This window comes from Pseudomonas sp. TWI923 (assembly GCF_039673365.1).
GTDB classification, from domain to species: domain Bacteria; phylum Pseudomonadota; class Gammaproteobacteria; order Pseudomonadales; family Pseudomonadaceae; genus Aquipseudomonas; species Aquipseudomonas sichuanensis.
On sequence record NZ_JBDJLM010000064.1, the window covers coordinates 12629 to 30619 of the forward strand.

A 17991-nucleotide genomic window follows, 5' to 3' on the forward strand; every position below is an offset into this window, starting at 1 on the left:
CCTCTGGCCGGGCCAGATCCTTTGGGTAAAGGCACATTGATTGCCAATGGCTATTACGAATGGGCGGCATTATACGCAAAGTGGCGGCGTTTTAATGGCCATGTGCCTTTACTGCCCATGTGACAGGCCCGCCGTCGTAAAGATCCTGGCGAGGACGGCGAGGATGCCGGGAGATTTTGTAGCAAGATTTTTCATGAAATCTGCCCCTGAAGCTTGAGGGATACAGAGTGGAAGTGAACAATGTTCGCTTTCGTATTTACATCGAGACTGGCCATGAATTCCCGTTCCCGCCTGCTTGCCGTGCTGCTCGCCCCGGTGCTGCTGCTGTGCAGCGCCCTGGCGCAGGCAGAGGCCCCCGCCGATGCGACCAAGGCCCTGCATCTGCTGGACTACATTGGCGCCGATTACCCACCGACGGTGCGTGACGGCAAGGTGGTGGACACCAGCGAATACCGCGAGCAGCAGGAGTTCAGCGGGGTACTGGCCGAGCTGGTCAAGGGCCTGCCGGACAACCCAGAGCGCGCCGCGCTGGAACAGGGTGTGCAGGGCCTGCGCCAGGCCATCGAGCAGCGCCAGGAGGGTGCTGGTGTCGCCCGCCAGGCCCGCCAGCTGGGTGCCCGCCTGGCGGTGGCCTACGAGGTCAGCCAGGCGCCGATCATCACCCCCGACCCGGCCCGCGGTGCGGCGCTGTACGCGCAGAACTGCTCGATCTGCCACGGTGATACCGGGCTGGGTGACGGCCCGGCCGGCCTGGGCCTCGAGCCGCCACCGGCCAACCTGCGCAACGTTGCGCGGCTCGACCAGCTGAGCCTGTACGACCTGTACAACACCCTTGGCCTGGGGATCGAAGGCACCGAGATGCCGTCGTTCGCCGACCAGCTCGACGAGCGTCAGCGCTGGGACGTGGCGGCCTATATCGCCAGCTTCAGCGCCGACCCGCAGGTGGCCATGGGCGACAAGGCCTGGAACATTGCCGACCTGGCCCGCCAGACGCCCGCCGAAGTGGCTGAAAAAGAGGGCCCCGATGCCGTGGCGGCCTTCCGTGCCCAGCGTGCCAAGCCGCCGCAGGCCAAGCGTGGCCCGTCGCAGTTGCTCGACTACACCGCCAGCACCCTGGACAAGAGCCTGGCGGCCTACCGCGCCGGCGACCACGACCAGGCCTATGACCTGTCGGTGGCGGCCTACCTGGAAGGCTTCGAGCTGGTCGAAAGCTCCCTCGACAATATCGACGCCCAGGTGCGCAAGGACACCGAGAAGTCGCTGATGGCCTACCGTCAGTCGCTGCAGGACGGCTTGCCGCTGGCCCAGGCCGAACAGCGCCTGGACGCCGCGAAGGCCAAGCTCAAGCAAGCCTCCAAACTGCTGGGCAGCGATGGCCTGAGCTGGTCGCTGAGTTACATCTCCGGCCTGCTTATCCTGCTGCGCGAGGGTCTGGAAGCGATCCTGGTGCTGGCGGCGGTGCTGGCCTTCCTGCGTAACACCGGCCAGCAGTCGGCGGTGCGCAGCGTCAACATCGGCTGGGGCCTGGCGCTGGTCGCCGGCTTCGCCACCTGGGCCCTGGCGGCCTATGTGATCAACGTGGGCGGTGCCCAGCGCGAGCTGCTTGAAGGCTGCACGGCGCTGTTCGCCTCGGTGATGGTGTTGTGGCTGGGCGTGTGGATGCACGACCGCCGCCACGCCGCCGCCTGGCAGAACTACATCAAGAGCAGCCTGGTCAGCGGTGGCGGGCGTTTCGGTTTTGCCCTGCTGGCGTTCTTCTCGGTGTACCGCGAGCTGTTCGAAGTGATCCTGTTCTACGAAACCCTGTGGCTGCAGGCGGGACCTGCCGGGCACCAGGCGGTGCTGGCGGGCGGTGCCACGGCGCTGGTGCTGCTGGTGGGCCTGGCCTGGGTGATCCTGCGCGGCTCGGCGAAATTGCCGTTGGCGCTGTTCTTCAGCATTAACGCGGCCTTGCTGTGCGCGTTGTCGGTGATTTTTGCCGGGCATGGCGTCAAGGCGCTGCAGGAGGCCGGCGTGCTGGGTACACGGCCGGTGGCGTTCTTCGAGTTCGACTGGCTGGGCATTCATGCCGATGCCTACTCGCTGGGCGCGCAGGCGCTGGCGTTGCTGGCCATCGTGTTCCTGTATGGGCGTAGCCGGTTGGCCGAGAAGCGCCGGGCAACAGCCAACTGAAATTGGTGTTGGCTTCTTCGCGGGTAAACCCGCTCCCACAGGGACAGCGCAGACACAAGGATGACGCTGAACCTGTGGGAGCGGGTTTACCCGCGAAGAGGCCGAACCTGCGACAATCTCAGCCCGAGACACACAGGAACAACTCCCATGCGTATATGGATCGATGCCGACGCCTGCCCCAAGGCGGCCAAGGACCTGATCGTCAAGTTCGCCCTCAAGCGCAAGCTGGAGGTGGTGATGGTGGCCGGGCAGCCGCAGATCAAGCCGGCCTTCGCCTGCGTGCGGCTGATCGTGGTACCCAGCGGCATGGACGCGGCCGACGATTACCTGGTGGACAATGCCGTGCCCGGCGAGCTGGTGATCTGCAGCGACGTGCCGCTGGCCGACCGCCTGATCAAGAAGGGCGTGGCGGCGCTGGACCCGCGCGGGCGCGAGTTCGACGAGCGCAACATGGGCGACCGGCTGGCGGTGCGCAACCTGTTCACCGAGCTGCGCGAGCAGGGGCAGGTGGGCGGTGGCCAGGCACCTTATGGCGAGCGGGAAAAGCAGGCGTTTGCCAACGCGCTGGATCGAATCCTCGGCCGTTTGGCCAAGCGCTGATCACATGGCGCTGTCGCAGGCGATCAGTTGCCTGACCAGCCCCTGCGCCAGTTGTGACAAGCCATACCCCACCCGGCTGACCACCCCATAGCGGGTGTAGCATGCCTCTTCCTGCTCGGGCGCCAGGTCCGACAGTTTCAGCGCCACCAGCCCCCCTTCGCGCTGGTACGGCTGCAGGTTGGCGCTGCAGGCGATACCGATGGTGTTCGAGTGCTGCACCACGTTGAGCAGCGCGTAGCCATGCTCGCATTCCACGCTGGGTAAAAAATCCTGCCGGCCGCTGAGGTCGCTGAGGATCTTGCGGATGTTGGGCGGGCGGAAAGTCGTCGCCAGCGGGTAGTCGAACAGGTCCCGCGCACGCACCTCGGCCTGCGCGGTCAGCGGGTGCCCGGCGCGGCAGCAGAAATGCCAGCGTTGCGGCGTCAGTTTGTGCACCTGGTAATCCGGGTCGGCTTCGAACTGGCGGGTATCGGCGACGAAGAACTCGATTTCCTCGGCCATCAGGCGGCGGTTCAATGCCTGCCAGTTGTCCACCTGAAAGCAGGTGCGCGCCGCCGGGTATTCGGCGACGAAGCGCGCCACCGCCCGGGGCACCAGCCCGCCCGCCGGCGCAGGCCCCGAGCCGAAGCGCACCACGCCCGTGGTGGCGCCATTGAACTGATTGATCTCGTTGACCAGGTTGTGCGCGCCGTGCACCAGCCGCCGTGAGTGCTCCAGCACCAGCAGGCCCTGGCGGGTCGGCGCCAGCTCCTTGCTGGCGCGGTCGACCAGGCGGCAGCCGACGTTGTGTTCGAGCGTCTGGATGCTGCGGCTGAAGGCCGATTGCGAGAGGTTCACCGCGGCCGCCGCGGCGACGAAGCTGCGGTGCTCGACAAGGGCGATGTAGTGGCGGAGCTGGCGCAGGTCGATATGCATTTTCTACATGGAAACTTTCGGTGGAATGCAATTGCTGGGAAGGGTTGTGAACCTTATAAAGGGAGTCACTTATTCCACAAAATATGAATTACAAATATTTATATCACCTAAAAGAATAAAGCCCCTCTGACCGCGATTCGGTTCCGCCAACGGAAATGCTCGCCAGGGCCCATGCCTCCAGGAGCATTTGCATGTCCCGACTTTCCCCAAGGCCTGTACGCGCGTCGCTGTTCGCCCTGCAACCCCTGGCTGCCGGCCTGCTGCTGGCCGCTGCCGGCAGCAGCTTTGCCGAAGAGCCGGCCGTGGCCACCCCTGTCGCCCAGCAGGACGCCAAGCTTGGCACTGTGACCGTCAATGCCCGCCGCCGCGAAGAGAGCGCGCAGAGCGTGCCCACGCCGATCAGCGTGCTGAGCAGCGAAACCCTGGAAACCCAGCGTATCTACCGGGTGCAGGACATCCAGCAACTGGTGCCGAGCACCAACGTGTCCTATGTGCATGCGCGCCAGTCGAGCATCTCGATCCGTGGGCTGGGCAACAACCCGGCCAGCGATGGCCTGGAAGGCAGCGTCGGCGTGTACCTGGACAACGTCTACCTGGGGCGCCCGGGCATGGCGGTGTTCGACCTGCTCGATGTGGAGCAGCTGGAGGTCCTGCGTGGCCCGCAGGGCACGCTGTTCGGCAAGAACACCACCGCCGGAGTGCTCAACATCACCACCCGCAAGCCGACCTTCCATCAGGAGGGCAGCGTGCAGTCGTCGTTGGGCGAGGACGGCTACTGGCAGACCCAGGGCAGTTTCTCCGGGCCGCTGACCGACACCCTCGCCGGGCGTATCAGCGCCTACCACACCGAGGACGATGGCTATGTGAAGAACATCTACAACGGCCACGACCTCAACGGCGGCAAGCGCCAGGGCTTTCGTACCCAGCTGCTGTTCAAGCCCAGCGAAACCTTCAACCTGCGCTGGATCGGCGAGTACAACGAAGAGGACTCCGACAACGGCGTGCTCAGCCTGTACAGCACCGGGCCGACCATCAATGGGGTGAACCGCTACGAAAGCCTGGCCCGCCAGGCCGGCGCCACGCTGGTATCGGGCAAGGACCGCAAGGTCAATTTCGACGCCGACCAGATGGTCAAGGTGTTCCAGGGCGGCACCTCGGTGGAGGCCAACTGGACCTTGCCCAACGACTTCACCCTGACTTCCATCAGTGCCTACCGCTGGTGGGACTTCACCCCGCGCAACGATGACGGCCTGAACGTGCCGGTGTTCTACAACGCAGGGGTGTCGGTGCGCGACAAGCAGTACTCGCAGGAAATCCGCCTGGCCTCGCCAACGGGGGAGTTCTTCGACTACGTGCTCGGTGCCTATTACTTCAAGCAGGACCTGGACAACAAGTCGTTCACCTACAACGGCCCGCAGGCGGATATCTGGAACCTGACCCCGGCCGGCGCCCTGGCCAACGTCACCACGATCGGCAACGGCCATATCGACACCGACAGCTACGCCCTGTTTGCCCAGGGTACCTGGCACCTCACCGAGCGCCTGGACTTCACCGCCGGGGTGCGCGGCACCTATGAAGAGAAGAGCGCCTGGGTGACCCGCGATGCACCCTTCGGTGGCGCGGCAGTCACCGGTGCGGCGGCCGCAGCCCGTCAGGGCAGGGTGGGCGCCTATGACTCGGGTGACCTCAACCAGTACAGCTTCGCCCCCTCCGGGTTGCTCAGCCTGAGCTATCGCTTCAATGATCAAGTGCTCGGCTATGCCAGCCTGTCCCACGGCGAGAAGTCCGGCGGGGTCAACCTCACCGTCGGCGCGGCGCCACGGCTGGGCACCGATTCGCTGCTGGTGGGCACCGAGCGCGCCAACAACGCCGAACTGGGGGTCAAGAGCACCCTGCTGGACGGCCGCCTGCAGCTCAACAGCAACCTGTTCTGGACCGAGGTGCACGGCTACCAGGCCAACGTCTACGACCAGATCAACCGCGTGCAGTACCTGGCCAATGCCGGCAGCGTGCGCTCGCGGGGCCTGGAGTTCGAAGCCACGGCCCTGCCGGTGCGCGGCCTGACGCTCAACTTCAACGGTTCGTGGAACGACGTGCGCTACACCGAGTACGACGATGCGCCGTGCCCGCCGGAGGTGAGCCTGGCCAGCGCCACGGCCACTTGCGATCTGTCCGGCCATCAGGTGGTCGGCGCCTCCAAGTACATCGCCAACCTCAACGGCCAGTACAAGTGGCAGCTGAGCGAGCGGATCGAACCCTACGTCACCGCCAGCTACGCCTTCCGCTCGAAAGCGGTGGGCACCATCGACGACTCCGACTACGGGCAGATCCCCAGCTACGGCATCGTCAACCTCTCCACCGGCGTGCGCCTGGACCAGGGCGACGGCGTGCTCGACCTGTCGCTGTGGGTGAAGAACGCCGGCGACAAGACCTACTTCACCAGCCTGTGGAACTCCGCCAATGGCGGCTATGCCGGCGTGCTGGGCACCCCGCGCACCGTGGGCGCCACCGCCCGTTACGACTTCTGAGCACAAGGAGCTTTGCCATGAATGCCAAGACCCAACCGCACGACCTGCCTGAAGGCGCCTGCCTGACCGCCAAGGTGCCCGAGCGCAACCAAGCCTTGCTCGGCGACGTGTTGGTCAACCCCTACCGCCTGGCGCCGCTGACCGCGATCATCCGCGACGGTGGCCGCAGCCTGAGCGCCGCCCATGTGCGCGTGCTGGGCCGTGGCGAGCGCGGTGTGGCCATCAGCTACGACGTGTCCGAGCGCTCGCTGTGGACCTACGGCGGCATCCCGGTGTTCGGCCTGTACCCCGACCACGTCAACCAAGTGGAGGTGAGCTACAAGCTCGACGGTGAGCGCATCCGCGAGCGCTATGAAATCTATGCCCCGGCAGTGCGCCTGCCGGTGGTGGCCAAGCAGACGGCAGCCCTGCCCGAGGTCGAGCCGGTCACGGTCGCCCCAGGCTTCGAGCAGCGCCTGTACCTGTTCAATCACCTGCTGGCAGATATCCCCGGCGGGCGCGCCTTCAAGTGGAACGGCCTGGGCGGCGCTGCCGAGTGGGATTCGGTGGGCAACAACTGGATCGCCGACAGCAATGGCGATGTGCGTTGGTACCTGGACATCGAGCAGATCCACGACTCCAACCACCGCGATGGCCTGGGCGGCACCATGGGCTTCCACCAGACCCGCGACGGCAAACTGATCTGGGGCCAGGGCCAGACCTACTCCAAGTACGACCTGCTCGGCCGGCGCATCTGGCAGCGCAACCTGCCCGACAAGTTCGCCGACTTCTCCCACGAGATCCGCGAGACCCCCAACGGCACCTACTTGCTGCGGGTAGGCACCAGCGACTACCGGCGCCCGGACGGCAAGCGCGTGCGCTCGATCCGCGACCACATCATCGAGGTCAGCGAGGCCGGTGACGTGCTGGACTTCTGGGACCTCAACCAGATCCTCGACCCGTATCGCGGCGAGCTGCTGGAAACCCTGGGCAAAGCGGCGATTCAGCTGCCGGATGGCGTACAGAAACAGGACGACCGCCTGGCCAACGAGCTGGCCGAGGGCGACCTGCCGTTCGGCGACACGCCGGGGGTGGGCACCGGGCGCAACTGGGCGCACGTCAATGCCATCGACTACGACGCCGATGACGACAGCATCATCGTTTCAGCACGGCACCAGGGCGTGGTGAAGATTGGCCGCGACAAGCAGGTGAAGTGGATTCTCGCCGCGCCCCAGGGCTGGCCCGCGCATTTGCAGGACAAAGTGCTCAAGCCGGTGGGCGAGGGCTTCGAATGGTCGTGGACCCAGCACACCGCCTGGCTGACCGGCTACGGCACGCTGACCGTGTTCGACAATGGCTGGGGCCGGGATTTTGCCTCGACCAAGCTCAGCGGCAACTACAGCCGGGCGGTGGAGTACAAGGTCGACGAGGCCAAGGGCACGGTCGAGCAGGTGTGGCAGTACGGCAAGGAGCGTGGGGATGAGTGGTACAGCCCGATCACTTCGGTGGTGGCCTACCGGGCGGACACCGACACCCAGTTCATCTATTCCGCGTCGGTGAATTACCTGACGCCTGAGAAGCTCACCACGACGGTGCTCAATGAAGTGCGCCGAGGCAGCCAGGAGGTGGTGGTGGAGTTGAAAGTGCACAGCCGCCAGCCGGGGAGTGTGGGTTATCGGGCGTTGGTGATCGATCTCGACAAGGCATTCTGATGGGCTAACCTTTCGGGGCCCTAATCGCGGGGCAAGCCCGCTACCACGGTTTGGTGGGAGCGGGCGTGCCACACGATGAGTTTACGCTGATCTTGATTCCGACCATTGGTTGTTTTTTTAGAACAGCCTATTGTGCAACAACCCAGCCCCCGCTTAGCATTCCGTTTGAGATTTCAAACGCTCAGCGCCCAGGCATCGAACACCCGGGTACACGAATTCCTGACGGCCGCCCCCGCATGGGGGCGCCTTTTCAACAATCAATAATTCGCGCCGCGCCGTGCCGCAGCGCAGTTAAGGGAAGCCGACATGCAGCTCAAAGACGCTCAGTTGTTCCGCCAGCAAGCCTTCATCAACGGTGAATGGCTGGATGCGGACAGCGGTCAGACCATCAAGGTGACCAACCCGGCCACCGGCGAAGTGATCGGTACCGTGCCGAAGATGGGCGCCGCTGAAACCCGCCGCGCCATCGAGGCCGCCGACAAGGCGCTGCCGGCCTGGCGCGCACTGACCGCCAAAGAGCGTGCCGGCAAGCTGCGCCGCTGGTTCGAGCTGATGATCGAGCACCAGGACGACCTGGCCCGCCTGATGACCACCGAGCAGGGCAAGCCGCTGGCCGAAGCCAAGGGCGAAATCGCCTATGCCGCATCGTTCATCGAGTGGTTCGCCGAAGAAGCCAAGCGTGTCTACGGCGATGTCATCCCAGGCCACCAGCCAGACAAGCGCCTGATCGTCATCAAGCAGCCGATCGGCGTTACCGCGGCCATCACCCCGTGGAACTTCCCGGCCGCGATGATCACTCGTAAAGCCGGCCCGGCCCTGGCCGCCGGTTGCACCATGGTGCTCAAGCCTGCTTCGCAGACCCCTTACTCCGCCCTGGCCCTGGTCGAGCTGGCCACCCGTGCCGGCATCCCGGCTGGCGTGCTCAGCGTGATCACCGGCAGCGCCGGCGAAGTCGGCTCCGAGCTGACCGGCAACTCCTTGGTACGCAAGCTGTCCTTCACCGGCTCGACCGAAATCGGTCGCCAGCTGATGGAAGAATGCGCCAAGGACATCAAGAAGGTTTCCCTGGAGCTGGGCGGCAACGCGCCGTTCATCGTGTTCGACGACGCCGACCTGGACAAGGCGGTCGAGGGCGCGATCATCTCCAAGTACCGCAACAACGGCCAGACCTGCGTCTGCGCCAACCGTATCTACGTGCAGGACGGCGTCTACGAGGCGTTCGCCGAGAAGCTCAAGGCCGCCGTGGCCAAGCTGAAGATCGGTAACGGCCTGGAAGAAGGCACCACCACTGGCCCGCTGATCGACGGCAAGGCTGTCGCCAAGGTCCAGGAACACATCGAAGACGCCGTCTCCAAAGGCGCCAAGGTGCTGTCCGGTGGCAAGCTGATCGAAGGCAACTTCTTCGAACCGACCATCCTGGTCGACGTGCCATCGAGCGCCGCTGTCGCTAAAGAAGAGACCTTCGGCCCGCTGGCGCCGCTGTTCCGCTTCAAGGACGAGGCCGAAGTCATCGCCATGTCCAACGACACCGAGTTCGGCCTGGCCTCGTACTTCTACGCCCGCGACATGAGCCGTGTGTTCCGTGTTGCCGAGGCGCTGGAATACGGCATGGTTGGTATCAACACCGGCCTGATCTCCAACGAAGTCGCGCCGTTCGGCGGTATCAAGGCCTCGGGCCTGGGCCGCGAAGGTTCCAAGTACGGCATCGAGGACTACCTCGAAATCAAATACCTGTGCATCAGCGTCTGATCGCTGACTGACAGAGCAGTATTTACCTCTGCCAGCGGGGCGCGAGAGCGACGCCTCGCTGGTCTTTTTGACACCGCAGTACCTGGTGGCCAGGGCGTTCACGACAGTCGATCAACGAATACTGAACGTGAACACACCCAGCCACCCCCGAATAACAGCGCCGTCAGAGTCGGCGCGAATGAGGGCATTATGAGCAAGACCAACGAATCCTTGATGCAACGCCGTGTCGCCGCCGTCCCACGTGGCGTTGGCCAGATTCACCCGATCTTCGTCGATACCGCGAAGAACTCGACGGTGATCGACGTTGAAGGCCGCGAACTGATCGACTTCGCCGGCGGCATCGCAGTACTGAACACCGGCCACCTGCACCCGAAAGTGGTCGCGGCCGTGCAAGAGCAGCTGACCAAGGTCAGCCACACCTGCTTCCAGGTGCTGGCCTACGAGCCTTACGTCGAGCTGTGCGAGAAGATCAACAAGCTGGTCCCAGGTGACTTCGACAAGAAGACCCTGCTGGTCACCACCGGCTCCGAAGCTGTCGAGAACGCCGTCAAGATCGCCCGTGCCGCCACCGGCCGCGCTGGCGTGATCGCCTTCACCGGTGGTTACCACGGCCGTACCATGATGACCCTGGGCCTGACCGGCAAGGTCGTGCCGTACTCCGCTGGCATGGGCCTGATGCCGGGCGGCATCTTCCGCGCCCTGTTCCCGAGCGAGCTGCACGGTGTCAGCGTTGACGACGCCATCGCTTCGGTCGAGCGCATCTTCAAGAACGACGCCGAGCCGCGCGACATCGCCGCGATCATCCTCGAGCCGGTACAAGGCGAAGGCGGCTTCCTGCCAGCGCCGAAAGAGCTGATGAAGCGCCTGCGCGCCCTGTGCGACCAGCACGGCATCCTGCTGATCGCCGACGAAGTGCAGACCGGCGCTGGCCGTACCGGCACCTTCTTCGCCATGGAGCAGATGGGCGTTGCGCCTGACCTGACCACCTTCGCCAAGTCCATCGCTGGCGGCTTCCCGCTGGCCGGTGTGTGCGGCAAGGCCGAGTACATGGACGCCATCGCCCCAGGCGGCCTGGGCGGCACCTACGCCGGTTCGCCGATCGCTTGCGCTGCGGCCCTGGCCGTAATCGAAGTGTTCGAGGAAGAGAAACTGCTGGATCGCAGCAAGGCTGTCGGCGAGCGCCTGACCGCTGGCCTGCGTGAAATCCAGAAGAAGTACCCGATCATCGGCGACGTCCGCGGTCTGGGTTCGATGATCGCTGTGGAAGTGTTCGAGAAGGGTACCCACACCCCGAACGCTGCCGCCGTTGGCCAGGTTGTCGCCAAGGCGCGTGACAAGGGCCTGATCCTGCTGTCCTGCGGTACCTACGGCAACGTACTGCGCATCCTGGTGCCGCTGACCGCCGAAGACGCACTGCTGGACAAAGGCCTGGCGATCATCGAAGAGTGCTTCGCCGAACTCGCCTGAGTGTGACACGCTTCGGAAAAAACCCGCCTAGGCGGGTTTTTTTTATGCCGTTTGTCGGCTTCAGGCGCTAAGGTTGTACGAGGATTCCGTGGAAGCTGCGAAGGATCGCGCGCCATTACCAGGAGACTCGCTCATGAGCGCCGCCGACCCCATCCCCCCTTGTGTCTTGATTGCCGAGGGCGACCCTTGGGTGCGTGACATGCTCAGCGAAATGCTGCTCAGCGTGCGTTGCGATGCACGCTTGCACGTCTGTGCCGATGGCCCCCAGGCGCTGAGCGCGCTGGCAACCAAGCCCGACCTGATCATCGCCGCCCGCGAACTCGCCGGGCTCGATGGCCTCGACCTGCTGCGCAAGGTACGCAAGCAGGGCGAACAGTCGGGTATGCCGTTCATCCTCATGAGCAACCGCACCGATACCGCCAGCGTGCGCGAGGCGCTGCCACTGCACCCCACCGCCTACCTGAGCAAACCCCTCGACCTGGATAACCTGCGCAAGCGCCTTGAAGAGCTGCTGGTGCACGTCGGCGAGCAGATTGCCTGCCCGGTCCCGGCGCTGCCGCCGGGGCTCAAGCTGTCGGCCTTCCTCGAACAGCGCCGCGCTACCGCCGACGGCGGCCCGCTGTTCGCCGACGTGCAGGTGGCGATCAAGCGCGCCCTCAACCCCGAGGGCCTGAACCTCAGGGTGCTCGAGGAGGAGGTGCGCAACGACCCGCAGATCACCGGGGTGCTGATCGCCGCCGCCAACAGTGCCGCGATGCACCGCGATGCGCCGGTGCAGACGTTGATGCAAGCGCTGAACAAGCTCGGCAGCACCCAGAGCATGAACCTGATTCTGGGCCTGACCCTCAAGCGCAGTGCGCGCTTGAGCGATCCTTTGCTGGCGCGCCACGCTGCCCGTTACTGGGACTTTTCCCTGCACACCGCCGAGTACGGCCGCACCCTGGCACGCATGCTCGAGGTGGACGAGGGCCGCTGCTACTGCGCGGGGCTGTTGCATTGCCTGGGTGACCTGGCGGTGCTGCGCACCTTGCAGGAGTGGCGTCTGGCGGGCGGCGAACTGGATGAGGACCAGGTTCAGTTGTCGCTCAACGAATTCGGCGCGCCGTTCGGCTCGGCGCTACGCACCCGCTGGCGCTTGCCGCTGAACCTGCGCGAGCTGATCGCTGCGGTGTATCAGCTGGGCGGCGGTGTTTACTCGCGGGAGATCCTGGCCATGAGCCTGGCCGGCCAGCTGGCGCGACTCAGGCCCAGTGAAGGGCTGGAAAAGGTCGCCAGCGGCAAGACGGCACGGTTGCTCAAGCTCGGGCTGCCGGAGTTGACGCGGTTGCGCAAGGTGGACCCCGAAGCGCTGGCCCGGGAGGAAGCTGAGCGCCAGGCGGCACAGGCTGACGAGAGTGAACCGGAGGTTGATTTACTGGTAACTCCCGCAGCAGATGCCGAGCCCGTGGACGGAGAAGAGCGCCAGGCCTGAGCCGCGCAGCGGTGTTGCATCAGGCTTGGGATCGGTCCTACAGGTGTTGCGGACGTCCGTTCGTATCCATGGAAGTACTTCAGGCGTAGTTTTCCAGCCACTCCACCAACGGAATGGCAGGGAGGTTGCGCCTGAGGATGAATACGTACAGATACCGTGAACTGCGCTATCAGGTCTGTCGTTCCAGGGCGCGAATACTCGCCCATGAAGCATTCTCCAATAGGTTCTGCACGCCTGGTGCTGAGCTCGACGTTGAAAAGGTGCGTTTCGAGCCTATTGGAAGCATGGCGATCGAAGCTTTGCAGTCCTGGGACGAGCAGACTCACCACTTTCCCTGGGAGGAGGTTTCACGCTGGGCTGATCGAGATCTCAAGGGATTCGACGTTTCGTTGTGGTCTGAGCATGTGCTCTGCGGTCTCTGCTACGCCAGCCCCCGCAGAAGCAATCACTGCATCAAGATCATTCTGCTGGAGGGCAAACCAGGCCCGAAGAATCCATTGAGAGGCCTGGTGGCCTCGCTGTTGGTGTTGGCCGTTATTGAATACGCACGGATGCTCAGGTACTCGCGAATCGAGGTTCAACAACCCGACCCGGGTGTCGAATCTTTGTACTTATCCCTTGGTTTCGTGCGTGATCCTGCCGGCCGTCTTGTGAAGCCGCTAGGGGCGATTGATGAACAGACCACTATCCAGATATCAGAGGTGCCCATGAACTATTCAACAAGTTCCAGGAAGGCTGCATTGATCAAGCGATACACTGCCGAAGCTGACGCCCTTGCGGGCGAAATCACCGACCTTGAGCGTCATATTCTCGATGTCGCGTTCAGGGAGGGCCGGGAGAAAGAGCCTGGAGGTGTGATGGCCGGGCCACGTAGCGGCCGGATCGATTACGAGTGGCTCTTAGCCGTTACGAAATGAAATGAGCTACTTGCTGCACATTACGGGCGGGTAACCGGTCAGCCTTTTACGATCTGGTTCTTGCCCTGCCGCTTGGCGCGGTACATCGCCGCATCAGCTCTGGCGAACAGGCTGTCGAGCGTTTCGTCCTCATCAGTCAGCCCGGTCAGCCCCTGGCTAACGGTCACGCCGTAAGTCTGCTGCCCGTGGCTGAAACTCAGGCACTGGATCTCCCGCTGCAGGCGCTCGGCGATCTGCCCGGCCATCTGCGCAGTGCAGCCGGGGAACACTGCGGCGAACTCCTCACCACCGATCCGCCCGAACTGGTCGCCACGCCTTAGCACGGCCTTGCCGCTGTCGGCGATGCGCTGCAGTACCTGGTCGCCTTCCTGGTGCCCGTAACTGTCGTTGATCAGCTTGAAGTCATCGATGTCCAACAGCAGGAATGCCATCGGCGTGCCATGTATCCGGGCATTGTCGAACGCCTGTTGGGCGCATTCGAAGAAGTGCCGGCGGTTGCTGCTTTGCGTGAGCACATCGGTGGTGGCCAGGCGATGCAACTCGCCTTCGAGCTGCTTCTTTTCGGTGATGTCCTCGGCGATGCCGACGATGATCACCCGCTGATCACCCTCGCGCTGCTGGTTGATGTAGCACTTGTCGCTGACCCAGCGTACTTCGCCGGCACCATTGAGGATGCGGTACTCGCGGTCCTCGACGGTACCCTTTACCAGCACCTGGGCCAGGCTGCGCTCGGCGTATTCGAGGTCGTCCGGGTAGATGGCGTCGCGCCACTCGTTGTAGTCGGCCAGCACCAGGCTGGCCGGGCGTCCGAACAGGCGTTCGTAGGCCGGGCTGACATAGAGCACCTGACGGGTTTCCCAGTCGAAGGCCCAGAGCACGGCGTTGACGCTGTCGAGCAGCGACGAATAGAGCTGTTCGCGCTCGCTCAGGCGGGCCACTTCGCCTTGGGCGTGCAGCAGGGCGAGCAGCGTCTGGGCCGCTTCGGGGCGGGGAGGGTCGGTAAACGTGGGCGGGAGGTCTTTGGCCATGTGCACGAAACGGTTCTCGACGTGGGGCGTGCGGCCACGAACCGGCCCGCCACGCGGACGATGTGCCGCGTTGGATTGGTATCGGGAAGGGAAGTTCCGGGTGGCACGCCCCATTGCGGGGCATGCCGATCAACGGCTATCAGGCGCCTGTGGGGCGCAGCGAGTAGGTCTTGAGTTGGGCGGCGAAATCACGCAGTGACTGAATACCGCTGGCCTCGGCCTCGTGCACCCAGTCCTTCATGGCGGCGAGCATGTCGTGGCCGTTGGCGCTGGTGCGCGCCCAGATCTGCTGCAGCGCCAGGCGCTTCTCATAGATGGTCTTGAGTGCCTGGCTGTGCGCCAGCATCGATTCGATGCGCACGTGATGACGGTCCTGCAGCAAGCTGGTCTCACGCGACAGCAGGCGTTTGGCGCGGCGGAAGCGGTGGCGCACCGAGGCGTCGACCTTGTCCAGCTCCTGTTTGACCAAGGGGCCGATCACCAGCTTGCGGTACTGGGCCATGATCTGGAATCGGTTGTTGAGGATGGCCATGGCGGTGTCCATGTCCAGCGATGCTTTGCCCTCGACCCGATGGGCGATGGGCGCCACCCGCTGCACCTTGGCCAGGCGCAGCATGCTCAGCAGGCGGATCCACATCCAGCCCATGTCGAACTCCCAGCGGCGTACAGAGAGCTTGGCCGAGTTGGGGTAGGTGTGGTGATTGTTGTGCAGCTCCTCGCCGCCAATGATGATGCCCCAGGGCACCAGGTTGGTGGCGGCGTCGCGGCATTCGAAGTTGCGGTAGCCCACCGCGTGGCCGAGGCCGTTGACCACGCCGGCGGCCCAGAACGGAATCCACATCATCTGCACCGCCCAGATGGTGATGCCGATGGTGCCGAACAGCAGCAGGTCGATGACCGCCATCAGGGCGATGCCGCCGAGCTTGTAGCGCGTGTAGAGATTGCGTTCGATCCAGTCGTCTGGGCAGTTCTTGCCATAGATGCGCAGCGTCTCTTCGTTGCGCGCTTCTTCGCGATAGAGTTCGGCGCCCTTGCGCAGCACGGTACCCAGGCCCTTGTGCAGCGGGCTGTGCGGGTCGTCAGGGGTTTCGCACTTGGCGTGGTGCTTGCGGTGGATGGCGGTCCACTCGCGGGTGTTCTGCGCAGTGGTAAGCCACAGCCAGAAACGGAAGAAATGCTTGAGCCCCGCATTCAGCTCCAGTGCCCGGTGCGCAGAGTAGCGGTGCAGGTAGATGGTGACGCTGACGATGGTCACATGGGTCATCAGCAGGGTGACGGCGACCAGTTGCCAGGCCGACAGATCGAGCAAACCGTAGTACCACATAGCGGGAAAAACCCTCGTAAACACAGGGGAACAGCGCTGGCATTATCCCTTGGCAGGCAAATAAAACCAGTCTGCCTTTTTGATAGGAAGTCACAGGGTGTTTCAGCCTTTATAATGCCCCCTCATTTTCCATGGGCTCACCGACCCGACATGTCTGTTTCCGTTCGCGACGCCTTGCGTATGGCCGGGCTCTACCTGCTGCTTTCGATCCTCTGGCTGACGTTGTCGGAGCTGGTATTGCAGAGCATGTCCGAGGACCCGCTGGCGCTGACCGTGGGCCGGCAGATCAACGTAGTGGTCTGGGTGTTGCTCAGTGCCTTGTTGATCTTCGTCTCGCGCGCCCGGCTGTTGAACTTCATCGGCATCGGTGCACGCCTGCGCAGCGAAGACCGCGAACGCCTGCGCATGGCCGCGGCGGTGTTCGACAGCACCCTCGAAGGCGTGCTGGTGACCGATCGCAACGGCCTGATCGTGCACGTCAACCGGGCCTTCATGCGCATCACCGGGTACCAGCAGGACGAGGTCATCGGCCAGCGCCCAAGCAAGTTCAAGTCTGGCCGCCATGGTGCGCCGTTCTACCAGCAGATCTACGCCGCGCTCAACGCCAAGGGCGAGTGGAGCGGCGAGATCTGGAACCGCCGCAAAAGCGGCGAGATCTACCCGCAATGGCAGACGATCTGCGCCATTCGCGACGACAGCGGCGAGCTCAGCCACTATGTGGCGGTGTTCAGCGACATCAGTGCGATCAAGCACACCGAGCAGGAACTCGCCTACCTTGCCCATCACGACCCGCTGACCGGCCTGCCCAACCGTCTGTTGTTCAACGACCGTGCCGAGCAGGCGCTGGCTGCCGCGCAACTGAACAAACGCGGTTGCGCCTTGCTGCTGCTCGACCTCGATCATTTCCAGAGCATCAACGACGGCCTTGGCCACACCATCGGCGACCAGTTGCTCAAGCTGGTGGGTGAACGCCTGCGCGAAGTGGTGGGCAGTGGCGTCACCCTGGCACGCCTGGGCGGCGACGAATTCGGCGTGCTGGCCGAGAACTGCCAGCAGGTCGGCCAGGCCGGCAAGCTGGCGCAGAGCATCATCGAGCGCTTGCGTGAGCCCTTCACGTTTGATGACCACCGCCTGTTCATCAGTGCCAGCATCGGCATCAGCCTGTTCCCCAGCGATGCGCTGAGCGCCGAACAGCTGCTGCGCAACGCCGACTCGGCGCTGTTCAAGGCCAAGAGCAGCGGCCGCGCCTGCTACGCGCTTTACACCGAAGAATTGACCGCCCATGCCCAGCACCGGGTCGAGACCGCCGGCGAGTTGCGCCGTGCGCTGGAACAGGAGGAACTACGGGTGTTCTTCCAGCCGGTGTACGACCTGTTCAACGCGAAGATGATCGGCGTAGAAGCACTGGTGCGCTGGCAGCATCCCCAGCGGGGCCTGGTGCCGCCCGGGGAGTTCATCCCGATTGCCGAGCGCACCGGGCTGATCGCCGAGATCGACGCCTGGGTGTTGCGCCAGGCCTGCCGGCAGATGGTGCAGTGGCAGCAGGACGGCCGGGTGCTGGCGTTCGTCGCAGTCAACATTTCCAGCCGCCTGTTCAGCCAGCGCGAGCTGTATCGGCAGGTGGCCGATGTGCTGCACGACACCGGCCTCGACCCGTCGTTGCTGGAGCTGGAAGTCACCGAAAGCGCGGTGATGGAAGACCCGGAAGTGGCGCTGGAGCAGTTGCACCGCCTGCGCGAGCTGGGGCTGACCCTGGCCATCGACGATTTCGGCACTGGCTACTCTTCGTTGCTGCGCCTCAAGCGCCTGCCGGTGCAGAAACTGAAGATCGACCAGGGCTTCGTCGCGGGCCTGCCCTTCGACGATGACGACATTGCCATCGTGCGGGTGATCATCGCCCTGGCGCGCAGCATGGGCATGCAGGTGCACGCCGAAGGCATCGAGCAGGCCGAGCAGGCGCGCTTCCTGCTGGAGCAGCAGTGCCAGCTGGGGCAGGGGTACTGGTTCGGGCGGCCGGTGCCGGCGGCAGAGTTGCACTGGGGCTAAGACCGTATCGCGGGGGGCGACCCCCCCCCCCCGGGGGGGTGGGGGAGGGCGTGTCCCCCCAATGGGGTAAAACAATTTTAAAA

12 protein-coding genes are annotated in these 17991 nt (G+C 64.3%); 9 read left to right on the top strand and 3 right to left on the bottom strand.

Features of this window, described 5'->3' with window-relative positions:
* The first annotated feature begins 240 nt into the window (after positions 1-240).
* Complete coding sequence (locus tag ABE459_RS20290) at positions 241-2172, top strand: cytochrome c/FTR1 family iron permease (RefSeq protein ID WP_323831682.1); 1932 nt, start codon at positions 241-243, stop codon at positions 2170-2172.
* Positions 2173-2319: 147 nt separating this feature from the next.
* On the top strand, positions 2320-2772 hold the full coding sequence (locus ABE459_RS20295; RefSeq protein ID WP_110992060.1) for a YaiI/YqxD family protein: 453 nt from the start codon (positions 2320-2322) through the stop codon (positions 2770-2772).
* Here ABE459_RS20295 and ABE459_RS20300 read toward each other — a convergent pair whose 3' ends face one another.
* A complete protein-coding gene (locus tag ABE459_RS20300; RefSeq protein ID WP_110992061.1) occupies positions 2773-3687 on the bottom strand; it encodes a LysR family transcriptional regulator in 915 nt (304 codons plus the stop codon).
* Positions 3688-3878: 191 nt separating this feature from the next.
* On the opposite strand from ABE459_RS20300, the gene ABE459_RS20305 reads away from it, so the two are divergent.
* From ABE459_RS20305 to ABE459_RS20330, 6 genes are all read left to right on the top strand, one after another.
* Positions 3879-6215 carry a TonB-dependent receptor gene (locus ABE459_RS20305; RefSeq protein ID WP_125466009.1) on the top strand — a complete coding sequence of 779 codons (2337 nt, stop codon included), beginning with the start codon at positions 3879-3881 and terminating at the stop codon, positions 6213-6215.
* 17 nt (positions 6216-6232) lie between these two features.
* Positions 6233-7906 carry an aryl-sulfate sulfotransferase gene (locus tag ABE459_RS20310; RefSeq protein WP_323831680.1) on the top strand — a complete coding sequence of 558 codons (1674 nt, stop codon included), beginning with the start codon at positions 6233-6235 and terminating at the stop codon, positions 7904-7906.
* A gap of 306 nt (positions 7907-8212) precedes the next feature.
* Positions 8213-9655, top strand: coding sequence for an NADP-dependent succinate-semialdehyde dehydrogenase (gabD, locus tag ABE459_RS20315; RefSeq protein WP_125466007.1), 1443 nt, complete (start codon positions 8213-8215; stop codon positions 9653-9655).
* 189 nt (positions 9656-9844) lie between these two features.
* Positions 9845-11122, top strand: a complete 1278-nt coding sequence (gabT, locus tag ABE459_RS20320; protein WP_125466006.1) for a 4-aminobutyrate--2-oxoglutarate transaminase — start codon at positions 9845-9847, stop codon at positions 11120-11122.
* Positions 11123-11255: 133 nt separating this feature from the next.
* On the top strand, positions 11256-12593 hold the full coding sequence (locus tag ABE459_RS20325) for a response regulator (protein ID WP_323831678.1): 1338 nt from the start codon (positions 11256-11258) through the stop codon (positions 12591-12593).
* Positions 12594-12730: 137 nt separating this feature from the next.
* A complete protein-coding gene (locus ABE459_RS20330; RefSeq protein ID WP_125861028.1) occupies positions 12731-13510 on the top strand; it encodes a hypothetical protein in 780 nt (259 codons plus the stop codon).
* A 38-nt stretch (positions 13511-13548) separates the two neighbouring features.
* On the opposite strand, the gene ABE459_RS20335 is transcribed toward ABE459_RS20330, so the two are convergent.
* Positions 13549-14538 carry a sensor domain-containing diguanylate cyclase gene (locus ABE459_RS20335; RefSeq protein WP_323831676.1) on the bottom strand — a complete coding sequence of 330 codons (990 nt, stop codon included), beginning with the start codon at positions 14536-14538 and terminating at the stop codon, positions 13549-13551.
* Between the two features lie 139 nt (positions 14539-14677).
* A complete protein-coding gene (gene desA / locus ABE459_RS20340; RefSeq protein WP_125466002.1) occupies positions 14678-15862 on the bottom strand; it encodes a delta-9 fatty acid desaturase DesA in 1185 nt (394 codons plus the stop codon).
* Between the two features lie 150 nt (positions 15863-16012).
* On the opposite strand from desA, the gene dibA reads away from it, so the two are divergent.
* Positions 16013-17908: a phosphodiesterase DibA gene (gene dibA / locus ABE459_RS20345; protein WP_258705340.1), complete on the top strand. Its 1896-nt coding sequence runs from the start codon at positions 16013-16015 to the stop codon at positions 17906-17908.
* The last annotated feature ends 83 nt before the right edge of the window (positions 17909-17991 follow it).

Coding starts and splice junctions, on each gene's coding strand:
- gabT (WP_125466006.1), top strand. CDS start 9,845: ATGAGCAAGACCAACGAATCCTTGATGCAACGCCGTGTCGCCGCCGTC.
- dibA (WP_258705340.1), top strand. CDS start 16,013: ATGTCTGTTTCCGTTCGCGACGCCTTGCGTATGGCCGGGCTCTACCTG.
- ABE459_RS20310 (WP_323831680.1), top strand. CDS start 6,233: ATGAATGCCAAGACCCAACCGCACGACCTGCCTGAAGGCGCCTGCCTG.
- ABE459_RS20305 (WP_125466009.1), top strand. CDS start 3,879: ATGTCCCGACTTTCCCCAAGGCCTGTACGCGCGTCGCTGTTCGCCCTG.
- ABE459_RS20325 (WP_323831678.1), top strand. CDS start 11,256: ATGAGCGCCGCCGACCCCATCCCCCCTTGTGTCTTGATTGCCGAGGGC.
- ABE459_RS20300 (WP_110992061.1), bottom strand. CDS start 3,687: ATGCATATCGACCTGCGCCAGCTCCGCCACTACATCGCCCTTGTCGAG.
- gabD (WP_125466007.1), top strand. CDS start 8,213: ATGCAGCTCAAAGACGCTCAGTTGTTCCGCCAGCAAGCCTTCATCAAC.
- desA (WP_125466002.1), bottom strand. CDS start 15,862: ATGTGGTACTACGGTTTGCTCGATCTGTCGGCCTGGCAACTGGTCGCC.
- ABE459_RS20290 (WP_323831682.1), top strand. CDS start 241: ATGTTCGCTTTCGTATTTACATCGAGACTGGCCATGAATTCCCGTTCC.
- ABE459_RS20295 (WP_110992060.1), top strand. CDS start 2,320: ATGCGTATATGGATCGATGCCGACGCCTGCCCCAAGGCGGCCAAGGAC.
- ABE459_RS20330 (WP_125861028.1), top strand. CDS start 12,731: ATGAATACGTACAGATACCGTGAACTGCGCTATCAGGTCTGTCGTTCC.
- ABE459_RS20335 (WP_323831676.1), bottom strand. CDS start 14,538: ATGGCCAAAGACCTCCCGCCCACGTTTACCGACCCTCCCCGCCCCGAA.